Annotated in this window: 14 protein-coding genes and 1 pseudogene; 8 read left to right on the forward strand and 7 right to left on the reverse strand. The window is 62.7% G+C overall.

Going from position 1 to position 15,350, the window contains the following annotated elements:
* From BMY68_RS03375 to BMY68_RS03395, 5 genes are all read left to right on the forward strand, one after another.
* Nucleotides 1-495: a tripartite tricarboxylate transporter TctB family protein gene (locus BMY68_RS03375; protein ID WP_085530412.1), complete on the forward strand. Its 495-nt coding sequence runs from the start codon at nt 1-3 to the stop codon at nt 493-495.
* A 23-nt stretch (nt 496-518) separates the two neighbouring features.
* Nucleotides 519-2,027, forward strand: a complete 1,509-nt coding sequence (locus BMY68_RS03380) for a tripartite tricarboxylate transporter permease (RefSeq protein WP_053260512.1) — start codon at nt 519-521, stop codon at nt 2,025-2,027.
* A gap of 236 nt (nt 2,028-2,263) precedes the next feature.
* Nucleotides 2,264-3,361 (forward strand): carboxynorspermidine decarboxylase, encoded by a 1,098-nt coding sequence (gene nspC, locus BMY68_RS03385; RefSeq protein WP_085530512.1) that lies wholly within the window; start codon nt 2,264-2,266, stop codon nt 3,359-3,361.
* 26 nt (nt 3,362-3,387) lie between these two features.
* A complete protein-coding gene (locus tag BMY68_RS03390; protein ID WP_062822877.1) occupies nt 3,388-4,623 on the forward strand; it encodes a saccharopine dehydrogenase family protein in 1,236 nt (411 codons plus the stop codon).
* Nucleotides 4,624-4,920: 297 nt separating this feature from the next.
* The gene (locus BMY68_RS03395) at nt 4,921-5,325 is read left to right on the forward strand and encodes a DUF1801 domain-containing protein (RefSeq protein ID WP_085530413.1); all 405 of its coding nucleotides are present in this window, start codon (nt 4,921-4,923) and stop codon (nt 5,323-5,325) included.
* A gap of 243 nt (nt 5,326-5,568) precedes the next feature.
* Here BMY68_RS03395 and BMY68_RS03400 read toward each other — a convergent pair whose 3' ends face one another.
* Together BMY68_RS03400 and BMY68_RS03405 are read right to left on the reverse strand one after the other, a co-directional pair.
* Nucleotides 5,569-6,240: a glutathione S-transferase family protein gene (locus BMY68_RS03400; protein WP_085530414.1), complete on the reverse strand. Its 672-nt coding sequence runs from the start codon at nt 6,238-6,240 to the stop codon at nt 5,569-5,571.
* Between the two features lie 178 nt (nt 6,241-6,418).
* Entirely contained in the window at nt 6,419-7,171 is a 753-nt protein-coding gene (locus BMY68_RS03405; RefSeq protein WP_009043159.1) for an SDR family oxidoreductase, read from the reverse strand.
* Nucleotides 7,172-7,298: 127 nt separating this feature from the next.
* Between BMY68_RS03405 and BMY68_RS03410 the strand changes: the two genes are divergently transcribed.
* On the forward strand, nt 7,299-8,207 hold the full coding sequence (locus tag BMY68_RS03410) for a LysR family transcriptional regulator (RefSeq protein WP_085530415.1): 909 nt from the start codon (nt 7,299-7,301) through the stop codon (nt 8,205-8,207).
* Between the two features lie 223 nt (nt 8,208-8,430).
* On the opposite strand, the gene BMY68_RS03415 is transcribed toward BMY68_RS03410, so the two are convergent.
* Complete coding sequence (locus BMY68_RS03415; RefSeq protein ID WP_062822871.1) at nt 8,431-8,973, reverse strand: Hsp20/alpha crystallin family protein; 543 nt, start codon at nt 8,971-8,973, stop codon at nt 8,431-8,433.
* A 500-nt stretch (nt 8,974-9,473) separates the two neighbouring features.
* Here BMY68_RS03415 and hemB point away from each other — a divergent pair, with 500 nt between their 5' ends.
* A complete protein-coding gene (hemB, locus tag BMY68_RS03420; RefSeq protein ID WP_009043161.1) occupies nt 9,474-10,448 on the forward strand; it encodes a porphobilinogen synthase in 975 nt (324 codons plus the stop codon).
* A gap of 134 nt (nt 10,449-10,582) precedes the next feature.
* Here the strand turns inward: hemB and BMY68_RS03425 are convergent, their stop codons facing one another.
* From BMY68_RS03425 to BMY68_RS03435, 3 genes are read right to left on the reverse strand one after another with little or no spacing between them, the layout of a single operon-like run.
* Complete coding sequence (locus BMY68_RS03425) at nt 10,583-12,103, reverse strand: FAD-dependent oxidoreductase (protein ID WP_085530416.1); 1,521 nt, start codon at nt 12,101-12,103, stop codon at nt 10,583-10,585.
* 52 nt (nt 12,104-12,155) lie between these two features.
* On the reverse strand, nt 12,156-12,770 hold the full coding sequence (locus BMY68_RS03430; protein WP_085530417.1) for a LysE family translocator: 615 nt from the start codon (nt 12,768-12,770) through the stop codon (nt 12,156-12,158).
* Between the two features lie 33 nt (nt 12,771-12,803).
* On the reverse strand, nt 12,804-13,172 hold the full coding sequence (locus tag BMY68_RS03435) for a VOC family protein (RefSeq protein WP_085530418.1): 369 nt from the start codon (nt 13,170-13,172) through the stop codon (nt 12,804-12,806).
* A gap of 186 nt (nt 13,173-13,358) precedes the next feature.
* On the opposite strand from BMY68_RS03435, the gene BMY68_RS03440 reads away from it, so the two are divergent.
* Nucleotides 13,359-14,459 (forward strand): DUF1615 domain-containing protein, encoded by a 1,101-nt coding sequence (locus BMY68_RS03440; RefSeq protein WP_085530419.1) that lies wholly within the window; start codon nt 13,359-13,361, stop codon nt 14,457-14,459.
* Nucleotides 14,460-14,841: 382 nt separating this feature from the next.
* On the opposite strand, the pseudogene BMY68_RS03445 reads toward BMY68_RS03440, so the two are convergent.
* A pseudogene (locus BMY68_RS03445) lies at nt 14,842-15,318 on the reverse strand (phage infection protein); the annotation flags it as partial.
* Nucleotides 15,319-15,350: the final 32 nt, after the last annotated feature.

Below are 15,350 nucleotides of genomic sequence, written 5' to 3' on the forward strand. Positions count from 1 at the left end.
ATGGCCGGGCGCAGCAGGGTCGTGCTGTCGCAGTTGGCGATTGGCCTGGGGCTGATCGCCATCAGCCTGGTGCTGGTCGTCGGCGCCTTGCGCTTTCCGCCCGAGATGGGCTTCGTCATCCTCGGTGCCCATGTCTATCCCAGCGCGGTCGCGGCCTTCCTCGGCGCCGTGGGCCTGTTGCTGAGCTATCAGGCCTGTACCGGCGGTTTCCGCGAACTGGCCGTCCACGACGACGAAACCGCCCAGGCCCTGCCCGGTGGCAGGCTGGGCGTGGCCTGGGTCACCGCCGGTCTGGTGGTGCTTGCCGTGCTGATCGACCTGATCGGTTTCGTCCTGGCCGCCGGCTTGCTGTTCGCCTGCTCGGCACGGGGTTTCGGCAGCCGGCGGCCGCTGCGTGACCTGGCTATCGGCATCGCCCTGACCCTGCCGATCTACTGGCTGTTCAACGCCGGGCTGGGCGTGGCCCTGCCACCCCTGTTCAACGCCTGGATCTGAACCGGGCCGAAGGAGGTCACACGGTGGACATTCTCTTGAGCCTGGCGACAGGTTTCTCCGCGGCGCTGGCGCCGATCAACCTGCTCTGGGGGTTTATCGGCTGCCTGCTGGGCACGGCGATCGGCGTGTTGCCGGGGATCGGCCCGGCGCTGACCGTGGCGCTGCTGTTGCCGATCACCGCCAAGGTCGATCCCACCGGCGCGCTGATCATGTTCGCCGGCATCTATTACGGGGCGCAGTTCGGTGGTTCGACCACCTCGATCCTGCTCAATACCCCGGGCGAGTCGTCCTCGATGGTCACCGCCCTGGAGGGCAATCTCATGGCCCGCAACGGCCGCGCCGGACCGGCCCTGGCCACCGCGGCGATCGGCTCGTTTTTCGCCGGGACCATCGCCACGGTGCTGCTGACCCTGTTCGCCCCCATCGTCGCCATGCTGGCGCTGAAGTTCGGCCCCGCGGAGTATTTCGCGATCCTGGTGCTGTCCTTCACCACGGTGTCGGCAGTGCTCGGCGCGTCCATGCTGCGCGGTTTCGCCTCGCTAGGGATCGGCTTGGGCATTGGCCTGATCGGCCTCGACTCGACCTCGGGCATTGCCCGCTACACCCTGGGCGTTCCCGAGCTGGTCGATGGCATCGAAGTGGTGCTGGTGGCGGTCGGCCTGTTTGCCGTGGGGGAGGCCTTGTACAGCCTGCTGTATCAAAAGGAGGAAGCGTCCGGCCGGCATCGCCTGACGTCCTTGTGGATGACCCGAGAGGACTGGAAACGCTCGATTCCCGCCTGGCTGCGCGGCACCCTGATCGGCTTTCCGTTCGGCTCGATCCCGGCCGGTGGCGCGGAAATCCCGACCTTCCTGTCCTATTCCACCGAGCGCAAGCTGAGCAAGCACCCGCAAGACTTTGCCGCCAGCAAAGGACCGGGCGCCATCGAAGGGGTGGCCGGCCCGGAGGCCGCCAACAACGCCAGCGCCACCGGTTCCCTGGTGCCGCTGCTGACCCTGGGCATTCCGACCTCCGCCACCGCGGCGATCCTGTTGGCGGCGTTCCAGAACTACAACCTGCAGCCGGGGCCGCTGCTGTTCCAGACCTCGGGCGAGCTGGTCTGGACCCTGGTGGCCTCGTTGTATATCGGTAACGTTATCCTGCTGGTATTGAACCTGCCGTTGGTCGGGCTCTGGGTGAAACTGCTGCAGATCCCGCGGCCGTACCTCAATGCCGGGATCCTGGTGTTCGCCTCCATCGGCGTGTACGGCATGCGCCATTCGTCCTTCGACCTGTTGCTGATGCTGGCGATCGGCTGGGGCGGGGTGCTGATGCGGCGTTTCGATTTCCCCGTCGCGCCAGTGATCGTCGGCATGCTGCTGGGGCCGATGGCGGAAAAACAACTGCGCAACGCCTTGTCCATCAGCCAGGGCGATTGGTCGATCTTCGTCACCCAACCGATAGCCGCGGCCTTCCTCGGCTTGACCCTGCTGGTGCTGGTGGTGCCCCACCTGCTGCACGCCCGGGGCATCAAATTGCACGAGGATGATTGAGCGGCGAGTGCGATGCGCCAGCCACCGCGGCGCGCCACCTCAGAACGTCATGGCGGGCCCCTAGGATAGGGGCTGCCAGGCGGTTTGCGTCCTGGTCCATTGCCTGCGACGGCGCCGATCCGGACACAGTGCCGAGGCACTGACCCGGCGAGCGGTGCTTTCTGCCCTTTCGATACGCAGCAAGTGAAGGCACAATGCGCATCCTTTTTTTGGCTGGCCTGGCCGGAGGCCTCGAAATGATCAAAACGCCGTACTACCTCATCGACAAACAGAAACTGCTCGGCAACATGGAGAAGATCGCCTACGTGCGCGAACAGTCCGGTGCCAAGGCCCTGCTGGCGCTCAAGTGCTTCGCCACCTGGTCGGTGTTCGACCTGATGCAGCAGTACATGGACGGCACCACCTCGTCGTCGCTGTACGAGCTCAAGCTCGGCCGGCAGAAGTTCGCCGGCGAGACCCACGCCTACAGCGTGGCCTGGGCCGACGACGAAATCGAAGAGATGCTCGACAACTGCGACAAGATCATCTTCAACTCCATCGGCCAGCTGCAGCGCTTCGCCGAGGCGTCCGCGGGCAAGGTCTGCGGTCTGCGGGTCAACCCCCAGGTGAGCAGTTCCGATTACCTGCTGGCCGACCCGGCGCGTCCGTTCAGCCGCCTGGGCGAATGGGACCCGGTGAAGGTCGAGGCGGTCATCGAGCAGATATCCGGCTTCATGTTCCACAACAACTGCGAGAACGCCGACTTCGGCCTGTTCGACCAGATGCTGGGCACCATCGAGGAACGCTTCGGCCACCTGCTGCACAAGGTCGAATGGGTCAGCCTCGGCGGCGGCATCCACTTCACCGGCGAAGGCTACGACCTGGACGCCTTCTGCGCGCGCCTCAAGGCGTTCTCCGAGAAGTACGGCGTGCAGGTCTACCTGGAGCCGGGCGAAGCGGCGATCACCCAGAGCGCGTCGCTGGAAGTCACCGTGCTCGACACCCTCTACAACGGCAAGCACCTGGCGGTGGTCGACAGCTCCATCGAAGCGCACATGCTCGATCTGCTGATTTATCGCCTGAACGCCAAGCTGGCACCCAGCACGGGCGAACATACCTACATGGTGTGCGGCAAGTCTTGCCTGGCCGGAGACATCTTCGGCGAGTACCAATTCGATCGTCCGCTGACCATCGGCGATCGGCTGTCGTTCGTTGACGCGGCGGGTTACACCATGGTCAAGAAAAACTGGTTCAACGGCCTGAAAATGCCGTCCATCGTAGTGAAACAACTCGACGGTAGTGTCGAGGTGGTTCGTGAATTTGGGTTCGAAGACTACCTGTCCAGCCTCTCGTAAGCTGGCGGAAAGGAGAGATAAAGAAATTGAAGAAGAACGTTCTTATCATTGGTGCAGGAGGTGTCGCCAAGGTGGTGGCCCACAAGTGCGCGCAGCACAACGACGAACTCGGTCGTATTGCTATCGCGTCGCGCAACATCTCCAAATGCCAGGCCATCATCGACAGCGTCAAGGCCAAGGGCAGCCTCAAACAGCCCGCTGAAATCAAGGCCTACGCGCTCAACGCGCTGGATATCGAGGCGACCAAGGCGCTGATCCGCGAGACCGAATCGCAGATCGTCATCAACGTCGGCTCCGCCTTCCTCAACATGTCGGTGCTGCGTGCCTGCATCGATACCGGCGTGGCCTACCTGGACACCGCCATTCACGAAGAACCGGGCAAGATCTGCGAGACGCCGCCCTGGTATGGCAACTACGAGTGGAAACACCTCGAGGAATGCCAGCAGAAGAACGTCACCGCCATTCTTGGCGTGGGCTTCGATCCGGGCGTGGTCAACGCCTATGCGGCCCTGGCCAAGCAACAGTATTTCGACCGCATTGATTCGATCGACATTCTCGACGTCAATGCCGGTTCCCATGGCAAATATTTCGCCACCAATTTCGATCCGGAAATCAATTTCCGCGAATTCACCGGGCAGGTGTGGAGCTGGCAGGACAGCCAGTGGACCAGCAACACCATGTTCGAAGTCAAGCGTACCGACGACCTGCCGGTGGTCGGTTCGCAGAACCTGTACCTGACCGGTCACGATGAAGTGCACTCGCTGTCGAAGAACCTCGACGTGCCCAACGTGCGCTTCTGGATGAGCTTCGGCGAGCACTACATCAACGTGTTCACCGTGCTCAAGAACCTCGGCCTGCTCTCCGAGCAACCGGTCAAGACCGCCGAAGGCCTGGAAGTGGTGCCGCTGAAAGTGGTCAAGGCCGTGCTGCCCGATCCTGCCTCGCTGGCGCCGGGCTACACCGGCAAGACCTGCATCGGCGACCTGGTCAAGGGCACCAAGGATGGCCAGCCGCGCGAAGTCTTCATCTACAACGTGGCCTGCCACGAAGAAGCCTTTGCCGAAACCGACAGCCAGGGCATTTCCTACACCGCGGGCGTACCGCCGGTGGCCGCGGCCCTGCTGGTGGCCCGTGGCGAGTGGGACGTGCAGCGCATGGTCAACGTCGAGGAGCTGCCGGCCGAGCCGTTCCTCAAGGCGCTGGACCTGATGGGCCTGCCGACCCGGGTCAAGGACGAGCACGGCGACCGTCCGTGGAACTGATTCACCCCCCGCTGTAAAAAACCAGGTGCGCCCACGGGGCGCACCTGGCTCTCGATTCCCGCTACTCCCTCCTGTCAAGACAACTGCCTCCTGCCTTCAATCCCAGGGGCACCAGCGTATCCGAGCGACGCCAGAAGTAAGCCCGCATCGAGGGCGTGCCACGCCTGAAGACGGAAATCCCCATGCCGAAAAAAACCGAGCACCGCGCTGCCGGTGTGACGCTCGTCGGTTACCTGGAGGGAAATGGCCCGTCAGCGATACTCAAATGTCGGGCGACCCCTCCAGAGGATGATCAGGATGAAGAAACAGAGCAGCGACGCCACGCCGGCAGAGCAGAGCGCTTGCGCTTCACAGCTGATAGACGGGCGCATCGAAGAGCTGGGCGACTGGCGCGGCGAGATGCTGGCCCGGGTCCGGGGGCTGATCCGCCAGGCCGACCCGCAGGTGGTCGAGGAGTGGAAGTGGCGCGGGGTGCCGGTGTGGTCCCACGGCGGCATCCTCTGCACCGGCGAGACCTACAAGAACGTGGTGAAACTGACCTTCGCCAAGGGCGCCGCGCTGGACGACCCGGCAGGCCTGTTCAACGCCAGCCTCGAGGGCAATACCCGGCGGGCGATCGATCTGCATGAGGGTGACAAGCTTGACGAGGCCGCCTTGAAGGCGCTGATCCTGGCTGCCGTGGCGCTCAATAGCTCGCGCTGAGCGGGTGTGCCGCCCGGCAAAAAAAGGCCTGTGTCAAGTCCTCGACACCCACAGACTTGAACCATAAACCTATACGGAACAGTAACTTAGGTCGGATCTTGGCACCTTCGAAGCATGCACGTTTGCCCACCCGTTGGGGCCAGCTAATCGTTGACATACTCAACGATGATCAGAGCGCTTTTTGATGGATTCGTGATGTTCCCGACTCCTGATCGAAAGGCTTGGGTTGATTGATCGCTTCGGCTAAGCGGCAGCGATCAGCGCTCCTTGTTGGCGCAGATGCGTTTGGAAACGATCGGCATAGTCTTCGACAACGGCATCCCTTACGCTGGAGCGCGCCTCAAGCGTCTCACGCCAAGCCGAAATGCGCGCAAGGCCGTCGAAAATCTGCTGTGCGACAGTTGCGTCGATACTCTCGAAGTAACGGAAAAGCGGGGCATAAACCGCATCAACCATTCCAAAGGCCGAGCCATCGAAGAACGGCCCCACGCCTATTTCTGACTCCAGTTTGCCGAGCCGTTCGCGAAATGCGGTGCGCTTGGCATCTGCGGTCGCAGAGTCACGAGCGTGGAGAAACTGCCAGGCTTCAGCTTGCGTCTGTGACGCGAACTCGATCCACGCGCGATTCCGTGCGCGAGCTAACGCATCAACGGGGTACATCGGCGCGCCACCTTGGGTTTCGTCGAGGTACTCGCAGATGACCATGCTTTCAAATAGGATCGCATCTTCCGCATTGTCCTGGCGCACCTTGAGCACGGGGACCTTGCCGGTTGGCGAAACTGCCAGGAACCAGTCTGGCTTGGCTGATAAATCGACATTTATCCGATCGAATTGGATGCCCTTTTCAAGAAGCACAATCGCGGCGCGCTGTACGAATGGGCATAGTGGGTGGCTTATCAGCGTAAGAGCGTTCATTGCTTTTAGTGGCTCTGGATGGTTTATCAAGCGGAAACAGCGGCAGAGGTTTCCCGCGTACCGCTGTTTGCACAGTCTGGATGGGACTGGTTCGTCGCTAAGTGCTGAGGCGGGCGTTCAGTACCTGATTGACTCAGCCCAGGCGATGTTGCATTCGCGCAATTCTTGAGTTGCGCGCTTAGCCATTCAGCAGGCGGCCGCCGTCAAGGACGATTTCAGAGCCAACCGTCCAGCGCGACTCGTCGGATGCCAGATACAGCACTGCCTTGGCCACCTCGTCGGAGGTACCGAAGCGCCCAAGCGGAATGGTTGCTGCGATCTCTTTGTTGAGCTGCTCGCGATAAGCTTCCGGAATACCCAGCTTGTCGTAAAGCGGAGTCTCGACGGGGCCAGGGCTCACTGCGTTGACACGGATGCCACGGCCCAGCAATTCGGTCGAGAGCGTCTTCGACATGTTCAGCAATGCGGCCTTCGTTGCGGCATACACGGACGAGCGATCTGCGCCTGCATGCGCGCTTACGGAAGTCGTCAACACTACGGAAGCAGGATTTGCGAAGACCGGCAACAGCGCCTGCATCAGGAAGTACGGCCCTTTGACGTTGATGTCGAAAGAGCGGTCGAACATATCTTCCGTCCATTCCTCAATGGGCAGCCAGACGGATACGCCGGCATTGAGGAAGGCAACGTCGAGTTGGCCGTAGTGTTCCTTGATGACTTGTGCCAGCTCCTTTTGTGCTGCAACGCTGGCCGAGTCGGCGCGCAGCACCGGCACTTCCGGGCCCAATTCGGCCTGGGCCTTTGCAATCGAATCGGGGTTGACACCCGTTACGATCACGCGAGCACCCTCCGCCAGGAACTGCTTTGCCGTTTCCAGCCCGATGCCACTGGTGCCACCAGTGATGAGCGTACGTTTACCTTGCAAGCGCGACATTTGAATTCTCCGGTGAATGACGACCACCGCGGTCGACATGGAGAAATATGCGCTCATGCTTCGTAGTAGATAAGACTGCCTATTCGCATATAATTCATGCAAATCAAGCATGAATTGAGGCGACGAAGTGGACCGATTTCTTTTGATGACATGCTTCGCGCGTGCTGTAGAAACTGGGAGCTTTTCGGCGGCAGGGCGGGATCTAGGACTGGGGCAACCCAATGTAAGCCGCTATGTAGCGGCTCTGGAGGATCATTTGCAGACGCGCTTGCTCCACCGGTCTACGCGCAAGCTGTCCTTGACGCCGGAGGGCGAACGCTACTATGCGGACATCCGGCGCATCCTGGATGCGGTGGATGAATCCGAATCGTCCTTCAGGAACAACGTCGACCCATCGGGACTCTTGCGCGTAGCCTGTCCGACAGCGCTCGCACACGCGTTTGTGCTGCCGCATGTGCCGGCCTTTTTGGAGCGCTACCCTCAATTGAACCTGGATCTCCAACTCAACGATCGATACGTAGACCTGGTCAATGAAGGCACCGAACTCGCCATTCGCATAGGACATCTGGAGGACAGCGCCTTGCGCGCCCGGCCTCTTGGGTGGTACGACCGGGTCTTCGTCGCCAGCAAGGACTACCTGGCCAAACGCGGAGTTCCGCAGACCCCGGATGACCTACGCGACCACGATTGCATCATCTACACCTTGCTGTCGTCCGGGGCGACCTGGCGATTCCGGGACGCGGACATTCCGATTGCCGGCAGGCTCAGGGTCAACTCGCCCGACGCTGTGAGTGCGGCGGTCGTGGCAGGCCTGGGTGTGGCGCATGGACCTGCGTGGCTGTTTGAGGGCGGGCTGAACAGCGGGAGATTACAGTTCATTCTCACCAACCATGCGGCTCCCCCTGTCCCCGTGCAGATGGTTTATGTCGCCAATAGACTGCTCCCCACGCGGGCTATCGTGTTCATGGATTTTATGGCTGACGTGTTTTCAAAGATTCCAGCCTTGAACGGCAACACCCCTGTGCCGACTCTATAAGACAAGACGACAAAACGTGACCTCTCACGCTTTTACCTAACGCCACGCGACCGGAAGCCGGGTCAGGTTTCGGAAAGCACCGGCCTATGTTGAACTCGCCTAAGTAATTGATAAACCTGCTGTATCGGGCTTAGGCGCAGTCCAGCGAAGTGCCGGGCTGGAGTCATCGTCAAACAAAAAAAGCCCCTTGCCGTTTTCCCGGCAAGGGGCTGGCTGGCCTGGGTCATTCGCCTTTGATCTGCACGACCTTGTCCGCCGTCATGGCGGCGGGTTTTTTCGGCAGCGAGATACTCAGCACGCCTTTGCTGAAGCTCGCCTCGATCTTTTCGGCATCGACCCCCTTGGGCAGGTTGAACACCCGCTCGAAGGAGCCGTAATGACGTTCGCTCAGGTGGTAGCCCTTCCTGTTTTCTTGGGTTTCCTCTTGTTTTTCACCCTTGATGATCAGGCTGCCGTCGGAGAGTTTGATCTCGATATTCTTCTGATCCATGCCGGGTAATTCGGCAGTGATTTCGAAGCTCTCGTCTTTCTCGGTGATGTCGACGGCGGGCATGCCGCGGCCGATCAGTTCGCGCCGCCAGAACGGATCCACATCGAACAACCCGCGGCTGAAGGGTGACAGGCCGGGGCCGCGATTGAAGTCATCGAACAGGTGATCGACCTGTTGCCGCAGTTTTTCCAGGGGTTGCCACAGGTCGCTCATGCTCGAGCGCCGGGTGGCCTTGTCTTCACTCTGGATCGGCATTTTTTTCACGGAGTTGGCCATTTTCGCTTCTCCTCCCGGGTCAAGGGGGCGGGCCGCGAGCGTCCCTGTGGCGACCCGCCACGACAGAACGACAACCGGGCTCACTGCCTGCAAGCCCGGTTCTTGTGCCCGCGACAGCCATCGCGCGAACGTGCTGCCAGGGAGCTCGACTGAAATCCTCGATGTCGTCCCCGGCAGATGATTCGCCCGGGCCTGCTTCTATCGGGCGCAAGGTCCTGCACACGCGGCGAGCAAGTGCCGCAGGCACTGGTCTTCAAGGCCGGCCTGCGCAGCTCTGCGTGTCTTATTTAGATCGAAAATCGACGCGACAGTTTCGTCGTGGAGCATTTGTCTGACAGGCGTAACCCCCTGCTTTCACGGCATTGTTACCAGAGCGCAAACACAGTTTTGGCGACGCGGCGTTTGTGCCGGTCGGGGCTTGGGGCATAAGCTTCGCTTCTTTTGGCTGCGGTCTTTTCGCGCCCAGCCTCGTCTTACTTGGCCTGCCCTGAGGAAGTCCCATGTCCAGCCAGTTCCCCCAAGCCCGTCCCCGTCGCTTGCGCCGCAGCGAACAGATGCGCAGCCTGTTCCAGGAAACCGAGTTCACCCTCAACGACCTGGTGCTGCCGATTTTCGTCGAGGAAGAGATCGACGATTTCGTGCCGATCAAGAGCATGCCGGGGGTGATGCGCATTCCGGAATCGAAGCTGGCCGGGGAGATCGAGCGTTACGCCCGCGCCGGGATCAAGTCGGTGATGACCTTCGGCGTGTCGCACCACCTGGACAGCAACGGCAGCGACACCTGGAACGACAACGGCCTGGTGTCGCGCATGTCGCGGATCGCCAAGGACGCGGTGCCGGAAATGATCGTGATGTCCGACACCTGCTTTTGCGAGTACACCGACCACGGCCACTGCGGCGTGCTGCACGGCCATGAAGTGGACAACGACCAGACCCTGGTCAACCTCGGCAAGCAGGCAGTGGCCGCGGCCCGCGCCGGCGCCGATGTGATCGCGCCGTCGGCGGCCATGGACGGGCAGGTCCAGGCCATCCGCCGCGCCCTGGACGAGGCCGGCTTCAGCCAGACCGCGATCATGGCTTATTCCACCAAGTTTGCCTCGGCGCTCTACGGGCCGTTCCGCGAGGCCGGCGGCAGCGCCTTGAAAGGCGACCGCAAGAGCTACCAGATGAACCCGATGAACCGCCGCGAAGCAGTGCGCGAGTCCTTGCTGGACGAACAGGAAGGCGCGGACTCGCTGATGGTCAAGCCGGCCGGCGCTTACCTGGACATCATCCGCGACATCCGCGAAGCCTCGCGCCTGCCGGTGACGGCGTACCAGGTCAGCGGCGAGTACGCGATGATCAAGTTCGGCGCCCTGGCCGGGGCCATCGACGAAGCGCGGGTGGTTCGCGAAAGCCTGGGTTCGATCAAGCGCGCCGGTGCCGACCTGATCTTCACCTACTTCGCCATGGACCTGGCGCTCGCCGGGATCTGACGCATCCCGGCTGAGCCCTCGCGGGCTCTATCGCGAGCAAGCTCGCTCCTACAGGGTCGGCGCTGTCCTGTGCAGGAGCGAGCCTGGCGATGACGTCAGCCGGCACGGTACAACTATCGAGCCTGCCACCCCCCTCACAGCGTAATCTTGCGCTCCTCGAAATAGCGTTCCAGCACCTTCGGGTCCGCCGACTTTTCCGCCAGCGCCACGTAAGTGTCCGGCCGCAGCAGGTAGAAGCCGTTGCGCGCCAGGCCAGCGGCCTGGTGCGCCGGTTCCCAGTCGAACACCGTCAGCGGTATCTGCCGCTCGGCGCACCAGGCGCGCAAGGCGTCGCTGGTGACGCCGTACACATGCACCTGCCACCCCAGGTAGTCGAGGCTGGCGAAGTTGTCGGTGACCGCGCCGTGGGCCCAGGGCAGGCGATCGCCGCCGTGGACATGGCCGGCGCTGCCGCAGCTCAGGGGCATGTCGCGGTAGTTGAGGGTGATCTGCGACACCGTGCGAAACAGGAACTCGCGCGCCGCTTCCACCGCAGTCACCTTGGGGATCAGCAGTGGCGCCAGGCGGGTGCGCAGCAGGTTGGCGATCGGCCCGTCGGCGGTGACGAAACTGAACACCCGGTCGGTGGTGGCCACCAGGCGCCGGGCGAATTCGATGCGTTCGAACTCGTAGGTTGCCAGCAGGTGTTCCTCGGCCTTGCCGTTGAGCACCGTGGCGAGTTTCCAGGCCAGGTTGATGGCGTCGCCGATCCCGGTGTTCATGCCCTGGCCGCCGGCCGGGCTGTGCACGTGGGCGGCATCGCCGAGGAGGAAGGCCCGGCCCCTGAAGAAACGCTCGGCCACCCGGTGATGCACGCGGTAGGTGGAGAACCAGTTGACCTTGTCGACCTGGACCTTGAGGTTGTCCATGGCGCGCCGGCTGACGTCCTCGAACCTGAGGGTTTGCGCCTGTTCGGCACGTTCGTCGCGCACTGTGCCGATCAGCCGTGCCCGGCCTTCGCCGGCCAGCGGAAAGACCGCGAGGAAGTCCGCCTCGTCGAGGTCCGCGTGCAACTCGCCATTGAGCGCCGGCCCGCGGGCGTCGACATCGGCCACATAAAACACCTGCTGATAGGTGCCGCCGGGAAAGTCGATGCCCAGGGTCTTGCGCACTGTCGAATGGGCGCCGTCGCAGCCGGCCAGGTAGAAGGCCTGGCAGGTTTCCTCCTGGCCGTCGGGGCCGCGCAGCTGGGCGCTGACCAGGTGGCCGTGGTCGATGAAGCCCAGCAGTTCGGTCTGGCGCTCGACCGTCACGCCGAAACGCTGCAGACGCTCGATCAGCAGTTGTTCGTGCTGGTCCTGCGGGTAGATTTCCAGGAAGGGGTAGGGCGTCAGGTCGGCGCCGATGCTGCTCAGGGGCAGATGGGCGGCCTGTTCGCCCTTGACCCAGAGGTTGGCGGCCGGCACCCGGTGGCCCTGGTCGAGGATGGCCTGGGTCAGGTCCAACTGGCGGTACAGCTCAAGGGTCCGCGCCTGCACCGCCAGGGCCCGGGAAGTGGTGCCCGGGCCGGCGGTCTGGTCGAGGATGCGCACCTTGACCCCTTGCCGGCTCAGCCACAGCGCCAGAACCAGGCCGGTGGGGCCGGCGCCAATGATCAGTACGTCGCTGCGGTTCATGTCCTTGCCCTCGTCGAGAGATCAATGTCATGCCGGTTTCGTGTACCAGGTTTCAGCGCTGGGCGAACGCCAGGTTCAGGCCCAGGGCGGCGAAGCTGGCGGCAAAGCTGCGGCGCAGCCAGTTCTGCACCTGGGGCGACTCGATCACCGCCTTGCGGAACAGGTTGGCCAGCAGGCCGTAGACCACGAATACAGCGAAGGTCATCACCATGAACACGCCGCTCAGGCCGAGCATCTGCATGGCCGGCGACGGGCCGTCGTGGCTGATGAACTGCGGCAGGAAGGCCAGGAAGAAAATCGTCAGCTTGGGGTTGAGGATGTTCAGCAGGCACGCCTTGAGCACCAGACCGCCGGCGCTGGTGGCGGGTAAGCGGGTGTCCACGGCGAAGGCCGAGCGGTCGCGCCAGGTGGCGTAGGCCAGGTACAGCAGGTAGGCGACCCCGGCGAACTTCAAACCCTGGAAGGCCAGCGCGCTGGTGTGCAGGATGGCCGACAGGCCCAGCACCGAGGCCAGCAGGTGCGGGACTATCCCGGCGGTACAGCCGATGGCGGTGAACAGGCTGGCGCGCTTGCCGGCCACCAGCGCCGTGGAAATGGTCAGGATCACGCCGCTGCCGGGGATCAGCACGACGATCAGCGAGGTAATGAGAAAATCCAGTGAGAGCATGGCGCAGGGGACTCCAGGGCAGGTAAAGGACGCTCAGGTCTGGCTGAACACTTCCAGCAGGTGGCCGTCGGGGTCATCAAAATACACCCGGCGTCCGCCTTCGTGGCGGTTGATTTCATTGGCTCGCTGCTTGCCCGGGTCGGCCCAGAACGCCAGGCCGCGCTGGCGAATGCGCTGCAGTATTGGTTCGAAGTCGTCGGCGGCGACCAGAAAGGCGTAGTGCTGGGAAGCGATGGGCGGGTCGTTGTCGTAGTAATCCAGGGACACGCCGTTATCCAGCTGCACCACCAGCATCGGGCCGAAGGGCACAGGTGGCGGCAGGCCGAGCAGTTGCACGAGAAAATCCGCCGACCGTTGCTTGTCGTGGCACCAGACGATGGTGTGGTTGAGTTGCACGCTCATGATGGGCCCCGCCTGTTGTTTTTCTGTGGGCGATGAGCTTTCAGATTAGGTGAAATTCGCCGTCGGTCACGGGGAATGCTCAAATGGCCTGACGCTGGCACGGAACAGCGCGGCGCCTTGAGGGTCGATATCCGCGGCGACGCATGCACCTCAAGCGCGGGCCACCTTCGGAATTACTGGGAAGCCATGTCTATAAAACCTCTGCATTCACTTCGCTGGGCCGCTGTCGCAGCCTCACTGGCCCTGGCCGGCTGTGCCGGCCAGTTCGGTTCAAAGGCGCCGGCGCCCAGCCCGGCGCAGGTCCAGGCCCAGGTGGCGCGTCTGTTGCCGGCCAAGGTCGCCGATCGTCAGGGCTGGGCCCGGGATATCCAGGTGGCCTTTACCGCCCAGGGCATCGAGCCGAGCAAGAGCAACCTCTGCGCGGTATTGGCGGTGGCCGAGCAGGAGTCCACCTATCAGGTCGACCCGCCGGTGCCGGGGCTGGGCAAGATCGCCCGCGGCGAAATCGACCGCCGCGCGGCCAAGGTGCATGTGCCGTCGATGCTGGTCAGCGCGGCCTTACAGGTGCGTTCGCCGAACGGCAAGTCCTACAGCGAGCGCCTGGCCGGGGCGCGCACGGAGAAGGAACTGAGCACGATCTTCGACGACTTCATCGGCAGCGTGCCCATGGGCAAGACCCTGTTCGGTGGCTTCAACCCGGTGCACACCGGCGGGCCGATGCAGGTCAGCATCGACTTCGCCGAGCAGCAGGCGCGCAATTACCCCTACAGCGTGGACGGCTCGATCCGCCGCGAGGTGTTCAGCCGGCGTGGCGGCATGTATTTCGGCATCGCCCACTTGCTCGGTTACCCGGTGAATTACCCGCAGCCGCTGTACCGCTTCGCCGATTTCAACGCCGGCTGGTACGCCAGCCGCAATGCCGCGTTCCAGAACGCCCTGAGCGTGGCTTCGGGGATTTCCCTGGCGCTGGACGGCGACCTGATCCGCTACGACTCGATCATGCCCGGCAGCACCGAGCTGGCGGCGCGCGCCCTGGGCAAATCCCTGGACATGCGCAACCCGACCATTCGCAACCAGCTGGAGAAGGGCAACAGCCTCGAGTTCGAGGACACCACGCTGTACAAGCGGGTATTCGCCTTGGCCGATCAGGCCCAGGGCAAGCCTTTGCCGCGGCAGATCCTGCCGGGCATCCAGCTGAAGAGCCCGAAGATCACCCGCAAACTGACCACCGCCTGGTTCGCCAAGCGGGTGGATGAGCGGTATCAGCGCTGCATGGCGAGGTTGTAGCCGCTGCCGCAGGCTGCGATCGGCTGCGCAGCAGACGCCTGTGGGGGTAGGAGTATGACGTTGCATTGTTGCGGCCGCTGCGTCGGAATGCCGCCCAGACCGATCGCAGGCTTCGCCAGCGGCTACAGGGGAATGGTGATCGATAGAGACTGACAGTGCCCTGAAATGAAAAAAGCCCGGCTGATAAGGCCGGGCTTTTTTTCGAGTACTGCGGACCACGCAATCATACGGCGCGACGTTCGATCAGACGATCGGAGCCACCTTCGGCAACACGTCGTTCGATCAGACGATCGGAGCCACCTTCGGCAACACGACGTTCGATCAGACGATCGGAACCACCTTCGGCTACACGGCGTTCGATCAGACGATCGGAGCCACCTTCAGCAACGCGGCGTTCGATCAGACGATCAGCGCCACCTTCAGCAACACGACGTTCGATCAGACGATCGGAACCACCTTCGGCTACACGGCGTTCGATCAGACGATCGGAGCCACCTTCAGCAACGCGACGTTCGATCAGACGATCGGAGCCACCTTCGGCAACACGACGTTCGATCAGACGATCGGAACCACCTTCGGCAACGCGACGCTCGATCAGACGATCAGCACCACCTTCAGCGACGCGACGTTCGATCAGACGGTCGGAGCCACCTTCGGCAACACGACGTTCGATCAGACGGTCGGAACCACCTTCGGCAACGCGACGTTCGATCAAGCGATCGGCGCCACCTTCGGCGACACGTTTTTCAATCAGGCGATCCGAGCCGCCTTCGGCGACCACCGGGTAGGCCGAGGACGCGGCAAAAGCGTTTGCTGCAAGAACCGAGAAAGCGATGCTGAGAAGAATTTGGCGTTTCATGGTGGTGTGCTCCGGGGTGTTGTTTGGTTGGT

It is taken from the genome of Pseudomonas sp. NFACC41-3 (genome assembly GCF_900109505.1).
GTDB lineage: Bacteria > Pseudomonadota > Gammaproteobacteria > Pseudomonadales > Pseudomonadaceae > Aquipseudomonas > Aquipseudomonas chlororaphis.

Bases quoted from the DNA above. Each gene is read 5' to 3' on its own strand.
- BMY68_RS03375 (WP_085530412.1), top strand. From the start codon at position 1: ATGGCCGGGCGCAGCAGGGTCGTGCTGTCGCAGTTGGCGATTGGCCTG.
- BMY68_RS03435 (WP_085530418.1), bottom strand. From the start codon at position 13,172: ATGAGCGTGCAACTCAACCACACCATCGTCTGGTGCCACGACAAGCAA.
- nspC (WP_085530512.1), top strand. From the start codon at position 2,264: ATGATCAAAACGCCGTACTACCTCATCGACAAACAGAAACTGCTCGGC.
- BMY68_RS03425 (WP_085530416.1), bottom strand. From the start codon at position 12,103: ATGAACCGCAGCGACGTACTGATCATTGGCGCCGGCCCCACCGGCCTG.
- hemB (WP_009043161.1), top strand. From the start codon at position 9,474: ATGTCCAGCCAGTTCCCCCAAGCCCGTCCCCGTCGCTTGCGCCGCAGC.
- BMY68_RS03395 (WP_085530413.1), top strand. From the start codon at position 4,921: ATGAAGAAACAGAGCAGCGACGCCACGCCGGCAGAGCAGAGCGCTTGC.
- BMY68_RS03430 (WP_085530417.1), bottom strand. From the start codon at position 12,770: ATGCTCTCACTGGATTTTCTCATTACCTCGCTGATCGTCGTGCTGATC.
- BMY68_RS03415 (WP_062822871.1), bottom strand. From the start codon at position 8,973: ATGGCCAACTCCGTGAAAAAAATGCCGATCCAGAGTGAAGACAAGGCC.
- BMY68_RS03400 (WP_085530414.1), bottom strand. From the start codon at position 6,240: ATGAACGCTCTTACGCTGATAAGCCACCCACTATGCCCATTCGTACAG.
- BMY68_RS03440 (WP_085530419.1), top strand. From the start codon at position 13,359: ATGTCTATAAAACCTCTGCATTCACTTCGCTGGGCCGCTGTCGCAGCC.
- BMY68_RS03405 (WP_009043159.1), bottom strand. From the start codon at position 7,171: ATGTCGCGCTTGCAAGGTAAACGTACGCTCATCACTGGTGGCACCAGT.